This is a genomic window from Candidatus Pelagibacter sp. Uisw_106 (genome assembly GCF_047724975.1).
In the GTDB taxonomy this organism is placed as follows: Bacteria; Pseudomonadota; Alphaproteobacteria; order Pelagibacterales; family Pelagibacteraceae; genus Pelagibacter.
In genome coordinates this window covers 477,465-495,346 of record NZ_CP159819.1, presented here as the reverse complement: position 1 = coordinate 495,346, position 17,882 = coordinate 477,465, and the positions used below count along the sequence as shown (strand labels likewise).

Genomic DNA, 17,882 nt, shown 5'->3' with positions numbered 1-17,882 from the left:
AGTTGATTTAAAAACTTTAACAATTAGTCTTAATAAGTAGATCTACCACCACTAATATCAAAAACAGCAGCTGTTGAAAATGAGTTTTCCTCAGATGAAAGCCAGCAAATTAGAGATGTAAATTCTTCAATTTCTAAAAATCTACCTCTTGGCACTTTTGATAACATTCTAGCTACATGTTCTTTTGACATTTGGTCTAATATTCTTGTTTTAGCCCCTGCTGGAGTAACAGCATTAACAGCTATATTCTTACCAGCTAGTTCTTTTCCTAGTGATTTCGTTAAACCAATAGCACCTGCTTTTGCTGAACTATAAGCGCTTGCGTTTGCATTACCATCTTTTCCAGCAACCGAAGCAACATTAACTATTCTACCATAATCATTTTTAATCATGTGAGGCACCACACATTTACAACAGTTAAATGTACCCATTAAGTTAATTTCTATTATTTTATTCCATTCAACTACATCATAATCCCAAAGTGAAGACGTAGACCCAGTAATACCTGCATTATTAATTAAAATATCAATATTTGAAGATTTTGCTATTTCATCAACTGTATTTTTGACATTTTTAAAATCAGATACATCAACAACATTATATGAAAGATCTGGATTGTTCACAGCTTTAACGGCTTTCTTTAATTCTTCTTCATCTATATCCCAGATAATAGCTTTTGCTCCTGACTTTAAAAAACGTTTAGCAATATCTAAACCAAAACCTTGTGCTCCACCCGTGATTACTGCTGTTTTATTTTTTAAATCAAATTGATGCATAAAATTATTTACTTGCTAATAAATAGTAAGTCAATGAAGAGATAAAAGCACCAATTAACCAAGAATAAGAATTAAAATTCATTAAACTTTCGTTCCAAATTGTTGAGGCAGCAAAAATAAAACCCAAAGCTATAGAATATATAGCTTTTACATGCCATCCATTAGAATAAAAATAAGCTCCGTTAGGTTCTGTTGAAAAAATATCCATATTATCTAAGCTTGATTTTTTAACTAAATAATAATCTATAATCATAACACCGAAAAGAGGTCCAAAAAATGAAGCAAATGTATCAACAAAAGATAAAATTCCTATCTGACTTAATAATGGTAACCAAAAAATACCAATTATAAATCCAAAAAAAACAATAATATAAGAAGAAGTTTTTAAATTAAGTTTACTTGGAAAAAAATTTAACAAAGAATTTTGGGCTGGCACGTAATTTGCAATTAAATTGGTAGAGGCAGAAGCTATAATAATGAAAAATAAAACTATTACAGTTATAATAGTATTATCTAAAGTTCCTATAATGTCTGTAGGATTTGTAAGTATCTTTCCAATATCCTCAAGTTTTTGATGAAAAATTACATCAGCCCCAACAACTATAAATACAGTAAAAAATGAGAATATAATAAGATTTAAAAATAAACTCAAATTACCTTTTTTTAATTCTTCTTCACTCTTAACATAACGAGTAAAGTCTCCAAAATTTACAAGAATAATTGAAAAGTAAGCAAACACTATTCCAACTACAGTAATTAAAGGAGCAATATTACTTTTAAGAAATATATTGTTATAAGTAAAAATATCAGCAAATGATCTTGAAACCTCTTTAACATCCAAAAGAAGTACAACAAAAAAAAATAACAACATTCCAGAGTAAACAGTGATAGCTGAATAATTAATAATCAACTTATTAAATTTATGACTTTTACTAAATAAAAAAGATTGTAATAGAATTGCTATTAAAAAAGAGGCCCAATCAATAATGTTAAGACCTGAAATAAAAATTAAAAAAATATCATGTTGAAGAAAAGTATTATCAACAGAAAATAAAAATATTCTAATTAAGTAACTAAATGCTTTTGATAAAAAATATGTTTGTATTCCAAACATGAAGATGCCAACAAAGCCTCTTATTAAAGAAAAATATTTTGCCCCAAACACACCTAATGAGGTCCTTAAAATAACAGGGAATGGAAGACCATATTTTTGAGATGGCTTTCCTATCAAGTTAGCTAAAAAATAAACTAAAAGAGATCCAATTAAGCATCCTAAAAAAACAACAGCAACGTTTAAGTCATAAACAAGGTATAATGATGCTATTAAGGAAAAAGCAATAACACTTTGTATATTGATACCCCAAAAACAAAAAATATCCTTCCAATCCCAAGTTTTATCATTTGGGTTAACTGACACTAACTCCCAGTTAATAAGATTAATTTTATTTTTATGCTGAATCACTAATAAATAATAAACTAATAAGTTAAAATGAAATATCTTTTTTTTTCATTTATAATAGTATTTGGGATCTAATGCTCTTTCTTAAAAAAAATATTGGTTACTTGGCAATGTTTCTAGCTGTAATTGGGTTTGGCTCAGGTCCTCCGTTTGTAAAACTCGCTCTGGAAGAATTTCAAGTTGTTGATTTGCTAGCTGTAAGGTTTGCAATAGCTTTTTTGCTTATGTTAACTTTTGCTCTAATAATGAGGGTTGACTTATCAATTAAAAAAATAGGTCTAACACCTTTCTTAATGGGTTTGTTAAACCCTTTTCTTGTAACGTTAGCTTTTCATATAGGCTTAATGCTTACCTCACCTATTAACGGTGTTGCTATTATAAGTACTATGCCAATCATGCAGCCTTTTCTTGCTAAAATATTTTTAAATGAAAAAATTGAAATAAAAGTTTTAGTAGGAGCTTTTATAACAATTATTGGGACTTATATCCTCTTATCAAGCCAAACTATTATTGGTCAGGGAAATTATATTGGAGATTTTATTATTTTTGCGGGAATGACTTTAGCTTCAATTAATGAAGTTATTGGTCGAAAAAAAATGCAGACTAATGTTAACCAACTAGGTGTAAATACTTATCAGTATTTTACTGGTTTCATTTTATCATTTTTAATATTATTTATTATTTGGCCTAACTCTACTTTTAGCTATTCATTTCAATTAGATTTTACACCATCAGTAATAGCCGCTATCACTTTATCGTTTATAACTTTTGCTTCTTATTTGTTTTATAATTACGCTTTAAGAAGAGTTCCAGTGGGCAGAATTAGTCTCATGTATCCTTTAACAGGACCTATAGGTGCTTTATCTGCCTGGTTGGTAATAGATGCTGAAATTACTTTTAAGATATTTATTTCTTTAGGAATTATTTTAGTTGGAACTGTAATTCCTTATATTAATAAAAAATAAATTTTAAGGGTACATTACGCTTGGTAACCAAAGTGCAATCTGAGGAAATATAATAATTAAGATTAAACCTAGAACCTGTATTCCCATAAACTGCATCATACCCAGATAAATATCTTTAAGTTCCCATTCTGGCACAACACCTTTTAAAAAATATGCAGATAGAGCTACAGGTGGAGATAGCCAGGCGGTCTGTAAATTCACAGCTACAAGTATTGCAAACCAAGTTAGGTTGAAATCTAATTCTTTAATTAACGGCACAAAAATTGGTAACACAATAAGAACTATTGGTACCCACTCTAAAGGCCAACCTAACAAGAAAATTACTGCCATTAATATAGCTAAAATAACATATCTATTAACATCAAGATTTAACAAAAATTCTGTTAACAAAGATGGTGTTCCTAATTTTGAAAAAACTGCTCCAAAGAAATTTGATGCAGCGACTAAAAACATTATTAAAGCAGTAATTTCTAAAGTTTTAATTAAAGAATTTTTTAAAGTTTTTAAAGTTAATTTTCTATATGCTAGTGCTAAAATAATTGATCCAATAGCTCCAATACCAGCTCCTTCAGTAGGTGTTGCTAAGCCAAATAATATACTACCTAGAGCAAAAAATACTAACCCTGCAGGAGGCACTAACCCTAAAAAGAATTCTATCCAAACTTTACCCATACTTTTTGGTTGCATACTTTTTGGTAAAATTGGACCAAGTTTTGGGTCAAAATAACATCTAACAGTGGTGTAAAGAGCATAAAGAAATGCCAACATTATTCCTGGAATTATTGCTGCAGCAAATAAATCTGTTACTGGAATTTCTAAAACAGGTCCCATTACCACCAACATGATGCTTGGTGGAATTAAAATTCCAAGAGTTCCTCCAGCACATATTAAACCTGCTGATAATCTAGTATCGTATCCAGATCTAATCATAGTTTTACCTGCCATAATTCCAAGGATTGTTACTGATGCTCCAACTATTCCTGTTGCAGCAGCAAAAATTGTAGACACAAACATAACCGCATAAAATAATGCACCCCTTGTTCTAGATAGCATTAATTGTATAGCTGAAAATAGTCTTTCCATAAGACCTGCTGATTCCATTAATATACCCATAAAAATAAAGAGTGGGACAGCAACCAGGGTGTTTTCTGTCATAATCATGTTGAACTGTAGGGTCATTAAATAAAAAACTAACTTTCCAAAACCCCAGTAACCAAACACAAGACCTAAAAATATTAATGTGAATGAAATAGGAAAACCGATAAAGATGGCAAATAACATTACCCCTATCATTAGTGCTCCAATTATTTCTTGTGAAAAAAATTCCATTATGGCCATCTACCTTTAACAAACGCATAATACGTTTTAAATAATTCTGATATTCCTTGTATTAATAATAAAAAGCTTCCAATTGGCATGCAGATTTTTAATGGCCACATTACTGGCATCCAAGTGGTATCCATTGCTCTTTGAATTCTAACTTTTCCATCTAAGCATTCAGCTAAAATAAATTTACCGCAGATAGAAGTATAAGCATAATCAAAGCTTACCCAAAAAAAGACTATAAAACCTGGAAAGAAGAATAACAAATATAAAAATAAGTCTACTTTTGCTTGAGTTTTAACTTTCCAATTTCTATATAAAAAGTCAGCTCTTATATGAATGCCTTTTGATAATGCGTAACCAGCACCCAACATAAAAAATGCTCCTGCAATCATTCTGGTTATATCATAAGCCCAAAGAGTTGGTCTGTTAAAAAAATGTCTACCAATAACTTCAAAAGTTATTGCAAAAATTAAAGGAATTACCATCCAGCTAATTACTTTACCAGCTCTTAACATGTTAAGGTCAATAAACTCTATAGTTTTTGCCATCCAAGGAGTCATATCCTTAGGCATTTTTAAGCTAGTACGACGCTCTGCTATTAACTCATCTGTAATATCTAAAGTTTCCTTAACACCAGCAGAATGAGATTTATTTTTTACCATTTTATTGATTTGAAACTTGAATTAAAATTTTTTTATTTAAAAAAACGGGAGCTTAAAATTATTAAGCTCCCGTTTAAATTATTTATTTACTTTTGCGCGTTTGCAAATGCAGTTCCAATTGATGCATCAGATGTTTCCATTTGAGCAATAAAAGGTACTACGATTTTTGCGTGAGCAGTCATGTGCTGGTAAACTTCATCAAAGAACTTATTTTCTTTTGAGTTCTTTAAAATAGTAGCTTTAGCAGCAGCCATATATTCAACAAAGTAATCAGCTGGAGTATCATGAAGTATAACACCGTGTTTGGTAGTTAATTCAATCAACGCTTTTCCATTTTCAACAGCTCTGTTTGTAATGTTTCTAGTTATCATCGCTTCAGAAGCAATTTCCATTGCATATTTCTCTTGGTCAGTTAACTTATTATAAACATCCTTGTTGAAGAACACGTCTCCATTTACAACGTTTTGGTGTAGGCCCTGAAGGTAGTAATTTTTTAATACCTTTTGGAAACCAAATACTAGATCTGGTTTTGGACAACACCATTCAGCAGCATCGATTGTTCCCTTTTCAAGTGCTGGAAGAATATCTCCACCACCCATTGAAACTGATGCAACACCAATGTCTTTGTATGTTTGACCAGGAATTCCCGGAGGAGTTCTGAATCTGTATTTTCTGAAATCAGCCATGCTGTTGATCGGTTCTTTAAACCAACCTAAAGCTTCTGGACCAGAAGATGCCATGATGAAACCTTTTACGTTCATACCCATTTCGTCCCATAGTTGATCGTATAAAGCTTTTCCACCGTTATCAAAATACCAAGCTAACCAAGATTTAGTACTTAAACCAATACCACCACCTGCAACTGGCGAACCAAATAACATTGCAGCAGGGTGATAGTTAGACCAATAGTGAGTCCAAGCAGCACCACCATCAACAAGACCCTTGTCAACAGCTTCTAATGTTTCTTTAACACCTACAACTTCTCCAGCTCCTAGAAGTTCAAATTTTAATGAACCACCAGTAAGGCCAGTAACTCTTTCAGCCCACATTCCTACGATTTGTGCATCATAAGAAGTTTTTGGAAAGGTCATTTGTATTTTTAAAGTTTTAGCAGAAGCAGAAGCAATAATAGATACTGCAAAAACTAAACTTAAAATCAATGTTGTGATTTTTTTCATGTTTTTCCCTCTCTGTTTTTTTTATTAAGTCTTAATAAGGATAGAAATAAACATTATTGTAAGAGAAAAGTAAAACTTTAAATAAAATAAACATTAAAGATACAACCTATGGTTTATTATAGTTATAGGAGCTTCTTGGTATACTTTTTATACTGTATAATTACTTAACAAATAACTTCTTTATTTATTTCCCTTTGGATCAAATGGGTAATTCCATGCATCACCACCAATCATTTTAGATATACCTGAATAGTCAGTATCACTATCACCATCATCACAGAATTTTGAAAAAATTTCTAAAGCAGCTTTACCTAACGGTGTAGAGGCATCAACAGACTGAGCAGCATCCATGGCTAATCTTAAATCCTTCCTCATCATTGCTGCTGTAAAACCTGGTCGGTATTTATTATTTGAAGGAACTCCATCAGTAAGATTTGGTAAAGGTGTATAATTACTCATAGCCCAATTATCTCCTGAAGCTGCTTTTATTATTTCATGAACCTTTTTAATATCCATTTTTAATCTTTTAGCTAACATTAAAGATTCAGATGCCGCTATCATAGAAATTCCTAAAGACATATTGTTGCAAATTTTTACGCCTACTCCACTTCCTTGAGCACCTGCATGTAAAATCTTTTGTCCCATAATATCAAATAAAGGTTTTGCTAATGCTACAGCTTCATCACTTCCACCAACTAAAAAATTTAATTTTCCAATTCTTGCTCCCATCACACCACCAGTAACTGGTGCATCTATCATTTTAATTCCAAGTTTTTTTGATTCATTACCTAGCTCAAGAGAAGTCTCAATATCAATTGTTGAGCAATCAATTATCAAACATTCTTTTGGAATTTTATTTAATATTCCTTTGTCACCTAAATAAAGAGATCGAACATGCTTTCCCTCTGGTAGCATAGATATAACAGTACTAGCGCCATCTAATAATTCATCAATTGTTGATACAACATTTAAACCTGACTCTTTTGCAATTTTTATTACCTCTGGTGAAACATCAAAAGCTTTTACTTCTTTACCAGCTTTAACTAATTGATCAGCCATAGGATTTCCCATATTACCAACACCTATAAATGCGATGTGATTAGTCATCTAAATTTGATTTACCTCTATTAATTAAAACTGTTTTACTTTGTGTGAAGTGGTTAATCATGCTATCAAAAGCATATTCTTTACCTAAACCACTCATTTTAATTCCTCCGTAAGAAACATTAGCCCTTGGAGCAACACATTGATTTACCTGAACAAAACCAGCTTCGATTTCATCTACAAACTGTAATGCTCTAGATAGATTTTGTGTCCATAAAACTGCTGATAAACCAAAGGGTGTATCGTTAGCACTTTTCATAACTTCATTAAAATTTTTAAATGGAATGGCGCAAGCAACAGGGCCAAATACCTCTTCTTGACATACAGGCGACTCTACAGGAACGCCTGATAATAAAGTTGGTTCATAGAAAAACCCCTCTTTATAATCTCCTCCTTTGGGTTGATTACCACCATGTAATACTTTTGTGGATGAGGTTTTTTTTGCGATATCCATATAATATAATGTTCTTTTAAGCTGTTCGTCAGATATTATGGCACCAATATCAGATTTAGTATCAAGTGCATTTCCCATCTTAAGTTTACTCAACTTAGAAACCACCCCTTCTAAAACTTTATCATAGATTTTTTCATGTATATAAACTCTTGATCCGGCCGTGCATGCTTGTCCTTGACGAGTATACCTCATGCCATCGATTACACCTGGTATTGCTATATCTAAGTCAGCATCACTCATTATAATATTTGGGTTTTTTCCACCTAATTCTAATGTAACAGGACATAATTTTGGAGCAGCCTTCATTGCAATAATTTTTCCAACAGAAAACGATCCTGTAAAAGTAACCTTTCTAACTTTAGGATGATCAATTAAAGGTTCACCACACTCTTCTCCATAACCAGAAATGACATTTAAAACTCCAGGAGGAAGTTCTTGTTGTAATATTTCACATAAGAGTAAAGCACAAAGTGGTGCTTGCTCAGCAGTTTTTAACACTACAGTATTTCCTGCTACAATAGCTGGTGCAATTTTTGCAACAGTTAAAAACAAAGGAGCGTTCCAAGGAATAATGGCACAAACAACTCCAATGGGATCTTTAGTTGTGTAATGAATTGTATTTGGAATATTTGGTGGGTAATTTTCACCTTTAATTTCTCCTGCTAGTCCAGCAAACATATGAATTAACTCAATTGATGCAGCTGTCTCGGGTATAGCTTGAGTTCTAAGAGCGTTACCGGTATCTAAAGCTAATAATGTTTCAATTTCATTTTTTCTGTCTTCTAATTTTCTAGCAGCAGCCAACATTATTTTACCACGTTCTCTTGCAGGTATTTTTTTCCATTTTTGAAATGCAGCTTCTGCTGAATCCACCGCTATATTAACATCAACCTTATTACACTGTGGAGCTTCACCAATGTTTTCACCTGTGCTTGGATTTAATACACTAATTTTACCTTCAGCTTTAGAGAGTGATAACTTTCCATTGACTAAAATCTTATTAGATAATCTTTTTGCATTACCTAGTGCTAGTTCTAAATTATTTTTAAAATCATCACTCATTAATTGCTTATTTCACCTTTTCTTGTTTTTGCTGCTAACCATCCGCCATCAATTTTTATTTCAGATCCATTTATAAAATCTGCATCATCGCTAGATAGAAAAACTGCTGCACCAGATATATCAGATGGCAAACCCCAACGTCCAACTATAGTTTCTTTTCCCCAAGCTTCTCCATTAGTAGGATCTTCAGCAAACTTTTGATTGAAAGGTGTTGAAATTAACCCAGGACAAATAGTATTAACGTTAATATTTTTCCCAGTTAAATCGACTGCTAAGGCTCTTGTTAAACCAAGTATACCAGATTTTGCAGCAACATAGGCTACTCTATCAGGTCTGCCCATAAAACTTGCAATTGATCCAAAATTAATAATTTTTCCTTTACCATTTTTTATCATGTGAGGAATAACAGACTTACAGCATAGATATGGTCCTGTTAAGTTTACCGATATCATGTCATCCCATTGTTGTTTTGTATGATCTAGAATATTGTTAATATGTCTTATACCGGCATTGTTAATAAGAATATCAATTTTACCAAATTTTTTAATAGCTGCATCAGCCATGTTATTTGCGCTATCTTCTTCGGCAACATTTGTTTCTACAACAATTGCTTCACCATTATTGTCTTGAATTTTTTTAGAAATTTTTTCACCATTTTCAATGTCCATTTCAGCTATAACAATTTTTGCTCCCTCACTTGCTAGTCTTAAACAAATCTCTGCACCAATTCCTTTTCCACCACCTGTGACTATTGCTATTCTATTTTTTAGTTTCATTGAAATCCTGTTATTAAAATTTTTAATTTTAATTAGGCTATTACTTTTTAAAATATTAATCAAAAGAATTAATAAATATAAAATTTTTTTTGGTATTATAACTAAACTAGTATATTAAACATACCATGGTAAATAAATTAGAAATAAATAAGGATCCATTAAACAATGCATTAAAATTAATTAGTGGAAAGTGGAAGATTAAGATTCTTGAAAAGTTAATTAATAAACCAATAAGATTTGGTAAACTTAAGAAAAATTTAGATACTATAACCTCTCAAATGTTGTCTAAACAATTAAAAGAAATGGAGAATGACACTCTAGTAAAAAGAAAGGTTATTAAATCAAACCCAATAACTGTTGAATATTCTTTAACACAATTTGGAAACTCTAGCTTACCGATAATTAGATCTTTGATTAAATGGGGAAGTATTAATAAAAGAAAAATGTCACGTGTTATCGAAAAAGATCAGGAAAAAGCAATCGATCTTTTAAATGATGAAATTAGATTTAAAAACTTACAGAGAAAAAATTTCTATGGATAAAATTATATTACTTATGAGGGCCAAGTTTTTTATTTTCACTCTGCCACGCTTTAATTCCACCTTTTAAAACTGAAATATTAGTAAAGCCCAAATCTTCAGAAAACGAATTAGCTAACATTGATGCCGTTTCACCATCATGACTTATAAAAATCAAATTAACATCTTGAGATTGAGAAGCTGCTAATGCTCTAATTTTATCCATAACATAAACTTGAAATTTACCATTTTTATCAAAAGCTGTTTCTGGGAATGAACCTTTGATAACTCCTGTTTTATCCCACTCTTCTTCTGTTCTAATATCTAATGCTACTGCATTATTTTCAATCATCTCTATTAATTCATCTGATGAGACTGATTTATAACTAGGATCTAAAACGTCAATTACTTCAAATTCAAATATAAGATCTGTATTAGTTGGTATAATATCTCCACCTCCCTTTTCTCCATAAGCTAATTCAGCTGGAATTTTAATTTTTCTTTTAGTTCCTTTGGTGGTTCCCATTATTCCTTGTTCAAAACCAGGAATTACCTCTTTCATACTCATTTGCACTACTAAAGGTCTATCCTTACCGATATTAGTATCAAAAACTTTTCCATTTTCAAATGAGCCTGTGTATTCAAGCTGAACCCAAGAATGTTTTATAATCTTTTTTCCCGTACCAGGCTTATCACTGATAATTTCAATTTCAACAGACTGAACTTGAAATGATAAAGATAAAAAAATTGTACATATAAGTATTAATATTTTTTTCATTATTTTATAATTGTTCAATTATCAGAAATAAATATGATTTTCTATATATTATTAGATTATTAATAAAAATTAATTTATAAAAATATGTATGGATAGTTTTGACTACATTATTATTGGAGCTGGATCAGCTGGATGTGTTTTGGCAAATAGATTGTCTGAAAACCCAAAAAATAAAGTTCTTTTAATTGAAGCTGGTGGTAAAGATAATTACCCATGGATTCATATTCCTGTTGGATATTTTAAAACCATGCACAATCCAAATGTAGACTGGTGTTATAATACAGAACCTGATGAAACCATGAACAATAGATCCATAAGATACCCTAGGGGTAAAACTTTAGGCGGAAGCTCTTCAATTAATGGTTTATTATATGTTAGGGGTCAAAGTAGAGACTATGATATCTGGAGACAATTGGGTAACAAAGGTTGGAGCTGGGATGATGTATTACCTTATTTTATAAAAGCAGAAAATCAAGAAAGAGGTGAAAATGAGTTTCATGGTGTTGGTGGCCCTTTGTCAGTTTCAGACCAAAGAATTCAATTACCACTGTTAAATGAATTTCAAAAAGCTGCTGAAGAGTTTGGTGTTCCAAAAACTAAAGATTTTAATACAGGAGACAATCATGGTTGTGGTTATTTTCAAGTAACTGAAAAAGATGGCTTTAGATGTAGCACTGCAGTTGGCTATCTTAACCCAATAAAAAAAAGACCTAATCTAAAAATAGTTACAAAAGCTCATGTTAAAAAGATTAATTTTGAAAACAAAGTTGCTAAAGAAGTTGAGTACTGGATTGAAAATGAATTATTCACTGTAAATGCTAGCAAAGAAATTGTCTTATCTTCAGGGGCAATTGGTTCTCCACAATTATTACAAGTGTCTGGAGTTGGTAATTCAAATAAATTAAAAGAACTAGGAATAGAGATGGTGCATGAATTAAAGGGTGTTGGTGAAAATTTACAAGACCATTTAATGTTTAGACCAATATATAAAATACAAAATATAAAATCTCTTAATAAAAAAATTAATAGTTTATTTGGCAACTTATTAATTGGATTAGAATATGTATTTAATAGAAGTGGGCCCATGACTATGGGTGCAAGTCAGATGTGTATGTTTGCAAAAAGTGATCCATCATTGGAACTACCTGATTTACAGTGGCATGTTCAACCAATGAGTATGGATACATTGGGTGCAACTAAGAATCATGATTTTCACGGTTTCACTCCAACAGTTTCACAAATAAGACCCACCAGTAGAGGGCATATTAGTGTAATAGATAAAGATTCTCGAACTTATGCAAAAATAAAAATGAACTACCTATCAACTGATGAAGATAGAAGAATAGCTGCAGCGGGTCTTAAATTAACTAGAAAAATTGTTTTAGAGTCTGAGACTTTCAAAAAATTTAGCCCAGAAGAATATCGTCCCGGACCTCATTTAACAAAAGATGAAGATATATTAAAAGCAGCAGCAGACTATGCTCAAACAATATTTCATCCAGTAGGAACTTGTAAAATGGGTCAAGACGATATGGCTGTTGTTGATGACCAATTAAAAGTTCATGGTATAAAAAATTTAAGAGTGATTGATGCTTCTATAATGCCCAATATCACCTCTGGTAATACTAATGCACCTACAATAATGATTGCAGAAAAAGGTGCTGATATGATACTAAGCAACTGATGTTTGCTGAATTATTTGGACCTGAACAACTGGTAATCTTAGGTCAAATTATATTTATAGATTTAGTTTTAGCAGGAGATAATGCCATTATTATTGGAATGGTTGCTTCTAAATTTCCAGCAGAACAAAGAAAAAAGGTAATCTTTTGGGGAATAGGTGGTGCGGTAATTTTAAGAATTATCCTAACCATGTTAACTGCCTATTTATTACAAATAACAGGATTAAGACTGATAGGCGGATTACTTCTCCTTTATATAGTCTACAAACTCTACACAGATGTGATCAAAGGTCAGTCAGGTGATGAAGATATTAAAGTAGATAACTCAAGTTTCATGAAAGCTATATGGACAGTTTTACTTGCTGATTTTACAATGAGTTTAGACAATGTTTTGGGTGTAGCCGGTGCTGCTGGTGATCACTATGTACTACTAATATTTGGTCTAGCTTTATCAATAATTCTTATGGCAACAGCTGCAACCGTTATATCAAGATGGATTAATGAATATAAATGGATAGCTTGGATTGGCTTGATTGCTATACTAGTTGTTGCAATCGAATTGATCTATACTGATTTGAAATTATTTATTTAAATGTACTTACAAAAAATAAATCTTAAAAAGAAATATGCATTAGTTACAGGTGCTGGTAAAGGATTGGGAAGAGCCTGCTCTATCGCTCTTGCTGAAGCTGGAGGCTACAATTATCGCATTAAGCAGAACTCAATCAGATCTTGATAAACTTGAAAAAGAAATAAAAAAGATAAAAGGTAAAGTTATCAAAGTTAATTGTGATGTAATGAATTATAAAGAATTAAAAAAAAATCTAGATAAGATTAAAATCATAGATATTTTAGTTAATAATGCCGGTACAAATATCCCAGAACCTTTTGAAAAAATTAAACAAGAAAGTATGAACTACTTAGTAGACTTAAACCTTAAAGCAGCTTTTAATGTTGCTCAATTAGTTGTTAAAAAAATGTTAAAAAATAAAAAAAGAGGTGGGTCAATTATTAATATGTCCTCACAACTTGGCCATGTCGGGATGGCGGGTAGAAATGTTTATAATATGACAAAATTCGGAATTGAAGGTTTAACTAAAGGGATGGGTGTTGAGCTTGCAAAAAACAATATTAGAGTAAATACAGTAGCCCCTACTTTTGTTGCAACACCAATGGTTAAAAAATTTTTTAAGAACAAAGAATTTAAAAAACTAGCTCTAGGTAATATTCCTATGGGAAAATTAGCAACAGAAAGTGATGTTGCAACAAGTGTTTGCTTTTTAGCTTCTTCAGCATCATCAATGGTTACAGCCACATCAATCTTAGTAGACGGTGGATGGACTGCAAAGTAATATATAGATTACTTTTATTAGTAGCTTTATTTTTTTCAACTCAATCTTTTGCAGTAGAATTTGAGGGAAAATTTATTCAAGGACATTTCATTATTGGAAAAACTGAACCTGGTACATCAATTTTAATAGATAAAAAAAAAATTAAAGTCTCAAAGGATGGTTATTTTGCATTTGGGATTAAAAAAGATAGAAAATTTGACATTATAATCACTGAAAACAATAACAAGATTGTAAAAAAAATTAAAAAAAGAAAATATAATATTCAAAAAATTGATGGCCTGCCTAAAAAAAAGGTAACACCACCTGAAGAATTTTACGTAAGAATTAAAAAAGAAAATAAACTAATTGCCGATGCAAGAGAGATTGAAACTGATTTACAGTTTTTTAAAGAAAAATTTATTATTCCTGTTGATGATGCAATAATTACTGGAGTTTACGGTAGTCAAAGAATTTTAAATGGCATACCCAAATGGCCACACTACGGTTTAGATTTTGCCCAAAAAAAAGGTACTCCTGTGAAAGCAATGAATAATGGTATTGTTACTCTAGCTGAAAAAGACTTATTTTATACAGGTGCAACTTTAATATTTGATCATGGTCATGGAATTTCAACTCTTTACATGCATATGGATAAAATTTTTGTAAATGTAGGTGATCACGTTAAAAAGGGAGATATTATTGCAACTGTTGGATCTTCAGGCAGATCAACTGGACCTCATCTTGATGTAAGAACTCAATTGGTTTGGTACTAGACTGGATCCTGCAACAATTTTAGAAATCAAGTAGATCTTTAATGATAATTTCTAAACAATCTATCGGTATAATATTTGGAATTCTTGCTTATTTTTCTTTCTCCATATTAGATGCTACACAAAAAACATTAATTTTATATCACTCCGTATTTCAATTATTGCTTGTTAAGTACTTTTTTGTTCTATTTTTAAGCCTAGTAGAATCAAAAAGAAAAAATAATATCCATTTTTACAAATCAAAAAGTATTAAGTTACAAATTTTCAGGAGTTTATTATCTGTTATAGAATCTGGATGCTTTGTATTATCTTTTAAATATTTATCACTTGCAGACACTCACAGTGTGGGCTCTTTAGCGCCAGTGATCGTTGTTGCTTTATCAGCTATTTTTTTAAAAGAGAAAGTGTCCACAAAAACATGGATAGCTATTTTTGTTGGATTTATTGGCGTTTTAATTATTTTAAGACCCACCTCTTCAATTTTTGATCCTAAAGCCTTATTGCCTCTTTTAGCAGCATTTGCATTGGGACTTTATCAGGTTGTAACAAAAAAAGTGTCTGAGCATGACGCAACTGAAACATCATTATTTTATACTTCTATCATTGGTATTTTTGCTATGTCTTTGTTGGCTTCAAACTTTTGGAGTCCAATATCCTCATCGTCTTACATTCTTTTTTTAATTGTTGGTATTTTTTTCTCATTAGGAATTTATCTTCAAATAATTGCTTTAAGTATGGCTAGCGCAAGCATCATTCAACCTTTTCATTATACTTTGATATTTTGGGCTTTAATTTTTGGTTATATTTTTTATAACGATATTCCTGACTTATTCACAATTGTTGGAGCAGTAATAATAACAATTTCTGGTATTTTTGTACTTACTCAATCTACAAAGAGTTAAGTGAATAAATAAGTTTTAATCTAGACTAAATCTTTTAATTATATTAATTAACTAAGAATGAAAAAAACCTTAATAGAAAAAACAGCAGATAAATTAGTTAACGCATTTGTTAACAATAAAATAATTGCACCACTTCCAACAAAATTTACAAAAAAATTAAGTGAAGCTCAAAAGCTAAGAAAATTGTGTGAGAGTAAAGTTAAAGATCCAATAATTGGATTTAAAGCTGCAGGAACAGGTATATCTGTCATGAAAAAACTTAAAGAAAAGAAGCCCTTCTATGCTTCTATTTTTGAAAAGAATTTTATAAAAAGTGGAAAAAAAGTAAAAATTAATAAATCGACTTTAGGTATAGAACTTGAAGTTTGTTACTTAATTAAGAAAAACTTTTTCTCATCTAAAGGATTAATTACTATGAAAAATGTGACAAAGCACATTTCACATATGGCTCCTTGTATTGAAGTTATCGGTTATAGACAAAAGAAAAAAGGCATAACTAGTTTTGGTGATTTATGTAGTGATTTTGGTGCCAATGTTAAGTTTTTGATTGGACAAAAGAAAAAATACAGAAAAATTAATATTGGAAACTTAAAGACAAATATTTCTAATAAAAAAATTGGACAAAGTGTCGATGGAAATACAAACACTGTTTACATAAATCCCTTAAACTCACTCAGATTTGTGTTGAATGAATTGAAAAAAGATAAAGTAAGTCTTGATAAAGATTTTTATGTATTCACCGGATCAACTGTTGGCGTTGTCCCAATTTTAGGTAAAGGCCTTTATACTGGAAAAGTAGCTCAGCTTGGTTCAGCTAAAGCAATTATTCACTAAATTTTAGAATATCATTTAACAAAAGCCTTAATAATTAACAATAATTTGGGTTCGTTTTAATATGAATAAATAAAAATTTAAGCTTGCTTGTGCTTAATATTTTTAAAAGTTATAGTTTTAATTATGGCATTGCACTTTAGCAAACAAGAATTTGAAAAAAGAAAACTAGCAGTATTAAATTCTATGAAAGAGCAAAACCTAGATGCTCTTTTAATGTTCAGACAAGAGTCTATGTTTTGGCTTACAGGGTATGACACCTTTGGTTATGTTTTTTTTCAAACTTTAATACTAGACCAAAAAGGAAACATTATTCTTTTAACAAGGGCTCCAGATTTAAGACAAGCACAAAACACCTCAAACATTGAAGATATAAGAATTTGGGTAGATAAAGACCAATCTAACCCTACAGATGATCTTAAAATCATCTTAAATGAACTAAATTTAAAAGATAGAAAAATTGGAATTGAATATGAAGCTTACGGTATGACAGGTCGTAATGCTTTAAGACTCAATAAATCACTAGAAAATTATTGTGAAGTAGAAGATCAATCTGAATTAATTACTAAGCATAGGGTTATTAAATCACAAGAGGAGATTTTTTATGTTAAAAAAGCTGCAGAACTTGCCGATCTAGGTCTTCATGAAGCGTGGAAATATGCAAAAGCTGGTGCTAATGAGGCAAAAATTTTAGCTGAAATGCAAAGAGTTGTTTTAGAAGGTGGTGGTGATTATCCGGCAAATGAATATATTATTGGCTCAGGACACAACGCATTACTATGCAGATACCAATCTGAGAAAAGAATTTTATCAGAAACTGATCAGTTAACTATTGAATGGGCTGGAACATATAAACATTATCACTCTGCAATGTTTAGGACTATCCCTATTGGTAAAGCTGATCCAAAACATATTAAGATGCATGAGGCCTGCGTTGAAGCTTTAAATAATTGTGCAAAGACTTTAGTGCCAGGAAAAACTGCTGGAGATGTATTTGATATACATGCAAAAACTTTTGATGACCTTGGATACAATAAAGCAAGAATGAATGCTTGTGGTTATTCATTGGGTTCAACCTTCTCTCCCAACTGGATGGACTGGCCAATGCTATACACAGGTAATCCTTATGTAATCCAACCTGGTAATGTCTTCTTCATGCACATGATATTGATGGATTCAGATAGTAATTTAGCCATGAATTTAGGAGAAACGTATCTTGTGACAGAGAATGGCAACGAAAGATTAGGGAAACAAAAACTTGATTTAGTAGTACTTTAGGTCTTCAGTTCCAAGTCTGATACCTAGTTT

16 protein-coding genes and 2 pseudogenes are annotated in these 17,882 nt (G+C 31.1%); 9 read left to right on the top strand and 9 right to left on the bottom strand.

Features of this window, described 5'->3' with window-relative positions; translation table 11 throughout:
- Positions 1 to 29: 29 nt before the first annotated feature.
- A complete protein-coding gene (locus ABXT45_RS02635; protein ID WP_415314246.1) occupies positions 30 to 776 on the bottom strand; it encodes an SDR family NAD(P)-dependent oxidoreductase in 747 nt (248 codons plus the stop codon).
- Between the two features lie 4 nt (positions 777 to 780).
- The gene (locus ABXT45_RS02630; RefSeq protein ID WP_415314245.1) at positions 781 to 2,193 is read right to left on the bottom strand and encodes a cytosine permease; all 1,413 of its coding nucleotides are present in this window, start codon (positions 2,191 to 2,193) and stop codon (positions 781 to 783) included.
- Positions 2,194 to 2,309: 116 nt separating this feature from the next.
- Here ABXT45_RS02630 and ABXT45_RS02625 point away from each other — a divergent pair, with 116 nt between their 5' ends.
- The gene (locus ABXT45_RS02625; protein ID WP_415314244.1) at positions 2,310 to 3,200 is read left to right on the top strand and encodes a DMT family transporter; all 891 of its coding nucleotides are present in this window, start codon (positions 2,310 to 2,312) and stop codon (positions 3,198 to 3,200) included.
- Positions 3,201 to 3,203: 3 nt separating this feature from the next.
- Here the strand turns inward: ABXT45_RS02625 and ABXT45_RS02620 are convergent, their stop codons facing one another.
- The 6 genes from ABXT45_RS02620 to ABXT45_RS02595 form a co-directional block, all read right to left on the bottom strand.
- Positions 3,204 to 4,529 (bottom strand): TRAP transporter large permease, encoded by a 1,326-nt coding sequence (locus ABXT45_RS02620; RefSeq protein ID WP_415291089.1) that lies wholly within the window; start codon positions 4,527 to 4,529, stop codon positions 3,204 to 3,206.
- Complete coding sequence (locus tag ABXT45_RS02615; RefSeq protein WP_415314243.1) at positions 4,529 to 5,188, bottom strand: TRAP transporter small permease subunit; 660 nt, start codon at positions 5,186 to 5,188, stop codon at positions 4,529 to 4,531. Before ABXT45_RS02615 ends, ABXT45_RS02620 begins: the two co-directional genes overlap by 1 nt.
- 86 nt (positions 5,189 to 5,274) lie before the next feature.
- The gene (locus ABXT45_RS02610) at positions 5,275 to 6,366 is read right to left on the bottom strand and encodes a TRAP transporter substrate-binding protein (RefSeq protein WP_415314242.1); all 1,092 of its coding nucleotides are present in this window, start codon (positions 6,364 to 6,366) and stop codon (positions 5,275 to 5,277) included.
- Positions 6,367 to 6,546: 180 nt separating this feature from the next.
- Positions 6,547 to 7,473 (bottom strand): 3-hydroxyisobutyrate dehydrogenase, encoded by a 927-nt coding sequence (gene mmsB / locus ABXT45_RS02605; protein ID WP_415314241.1) that lies wholly within the window; start codon positions 7,471 to 7,473, stop codon positions 6,547 to 6,549.
- Positions 7,466 to 8,986 (bottom strand): aldehyde dehydrogenase family protein, encoded by a 1,521-nt coding sequence (locus ABXT45_RS02600; RefSeq protein WP_415314240.1) that lies wholly within the window; start codon positions 8,984 to 8,986, stop codon positions 7,466 to 7,468. Before ABXT45_RS02600 ends, mmsB begins: the two co-directional genes overlap by 8 nt.
- Positions 8,986 to 9,762 (bottom strand): SDR family NAD(P)-dependent oxidoreductase, encoded by a 777-nt coding sequence (locus tag ABXT45_RS02595; protein WP_415314239.1) that lies wholly within the window; start codon positions 9,760 to 9,762, stop codon positions 8,986 to 8,988. Before ABXT45_RS02595 ends, ABXT45_RS02600 begins: the two co-directional genes overlap by 1 nt.
- A gap of 125 nt (positions 9,763 to 9,887) precedes the next feature.
- Between ABXT45_RS02595 and ABXT45_RS02590 the strand changes: the two genes are divergently transcribed.
- Entirely contained in the window at positions 9,888 to 10,304 is a 417-nt protein-coding gene (locus ABXT45_RS02590) for a winged helix-turn-helix transcriptional regulator (protein ID WP_415314238.1), read from the top strand.
- Positions 10,305 to 10,311: 7 nt separating this feature from the next.
- Here the strand turns inward: ABXT45_RS02590 and ABXT45_RS02585 are convergent, their stop codons facing one another.
- Positions 10,312 to 11,058, bottom strand: coding sequence for an FKBP-type peptidyl-prolyl cis-trans isomerase (locus ABXT45_RS02585; protein WP_415314237.1), 747 nt, complete (start codon positions 11,056 to 11,058; stop codon positions 10,312 to 10,314).
- A gap of 88 nt (positions 11,059 to 11,146) precedes the next feature.
- On the opposite strand from ABXT45_RS02585, the gene ABXT45_RS02580 reads away from it, so the two are divergent.
- From ABXT45_RS02580 to ABXT45_RS02550, 7 genes and pseudogenes are all read left to right on the top strand, one after another.
- Positions 11,147 to 12,742 carry a GMC family oxidoreductase gene (locus ABXT45_RS02580; protein WP_415314236.1) on the top strand — a complete coding sequence of 532 codons (1,596 nt, stop codon included), beginning with the start codon at positions 11,147 to 11,149 and terminating at the stop codon, positions 12,740 to 12,742.
- The gene (locus ABXT45_RS02575; protein ID WP_415286959.1) at positions 12,742 to 13,332 is read left to right on the top strand and encodes a TerC family protein; all 591 of its coding nucleotides are present in this window, start codon (positions 12,742 to 12,744) and stop codon (positions 13,330 to 13,332) included. Before ABXT45_RS02580 ends, ABXT45_RS02575 begins: the two co-directional genes overlap by 1 nt.
- A pseudogene (locus ABXT45_RS02570) lies at positions 13,333 to 14,092 on the top strand (SDR family NAD(P)-dependent oxidoreductase). It abuts the gene before it with no gap.
- Positions 14,077 to 14,878: pseudogene (locus tag ABXT45_RS02565) on the top strand (M23 family metallopeptidase). The pseudogenes ABXT45_RS02570 and ABXT45_RS02565 overlap by 16 nt, the downstream one beginning before the upstream one ends.
- Before the next feature lie 7 nt (positions 14,879 to 14,885).
- Positions 14,886 to 15,743 carry a DMT family transporter gene (locus tag ABXT45_RS02560; RefSeq protein WP_415314234.1) on the top strand — a complete coding sequence of 286 codons (858 nt, stop codon included), beginning with the start codon at positions 14,886 to 14,888 and terminating at the stop codon, positions 15,741 to 15,743.
- Positions 15,744 to 15,800: 57 nt separating this feature from the next.
- Entirely contained in the window at positions 15,801 to 16,577 is a 777-nt protein-coding gene (locus ABXT45_RS02555) for a fumarylacetoacetate hydrolase (protein ID WP_415314232.1), read from the top strand.
- 123 nt (positions 16,578 to 16,700) lie between these two features.
- Entirely contained in the window at positions 16,701 to 17,852 is a 1,152-nt protein-coding gene (locus ABXT45_RS02550; protein WP_415314230.1) for a M24 family metallopeptidase, read from the top strand.
- Positions 17,853 to 17,882: the final 30 nt, after the last annotated feature.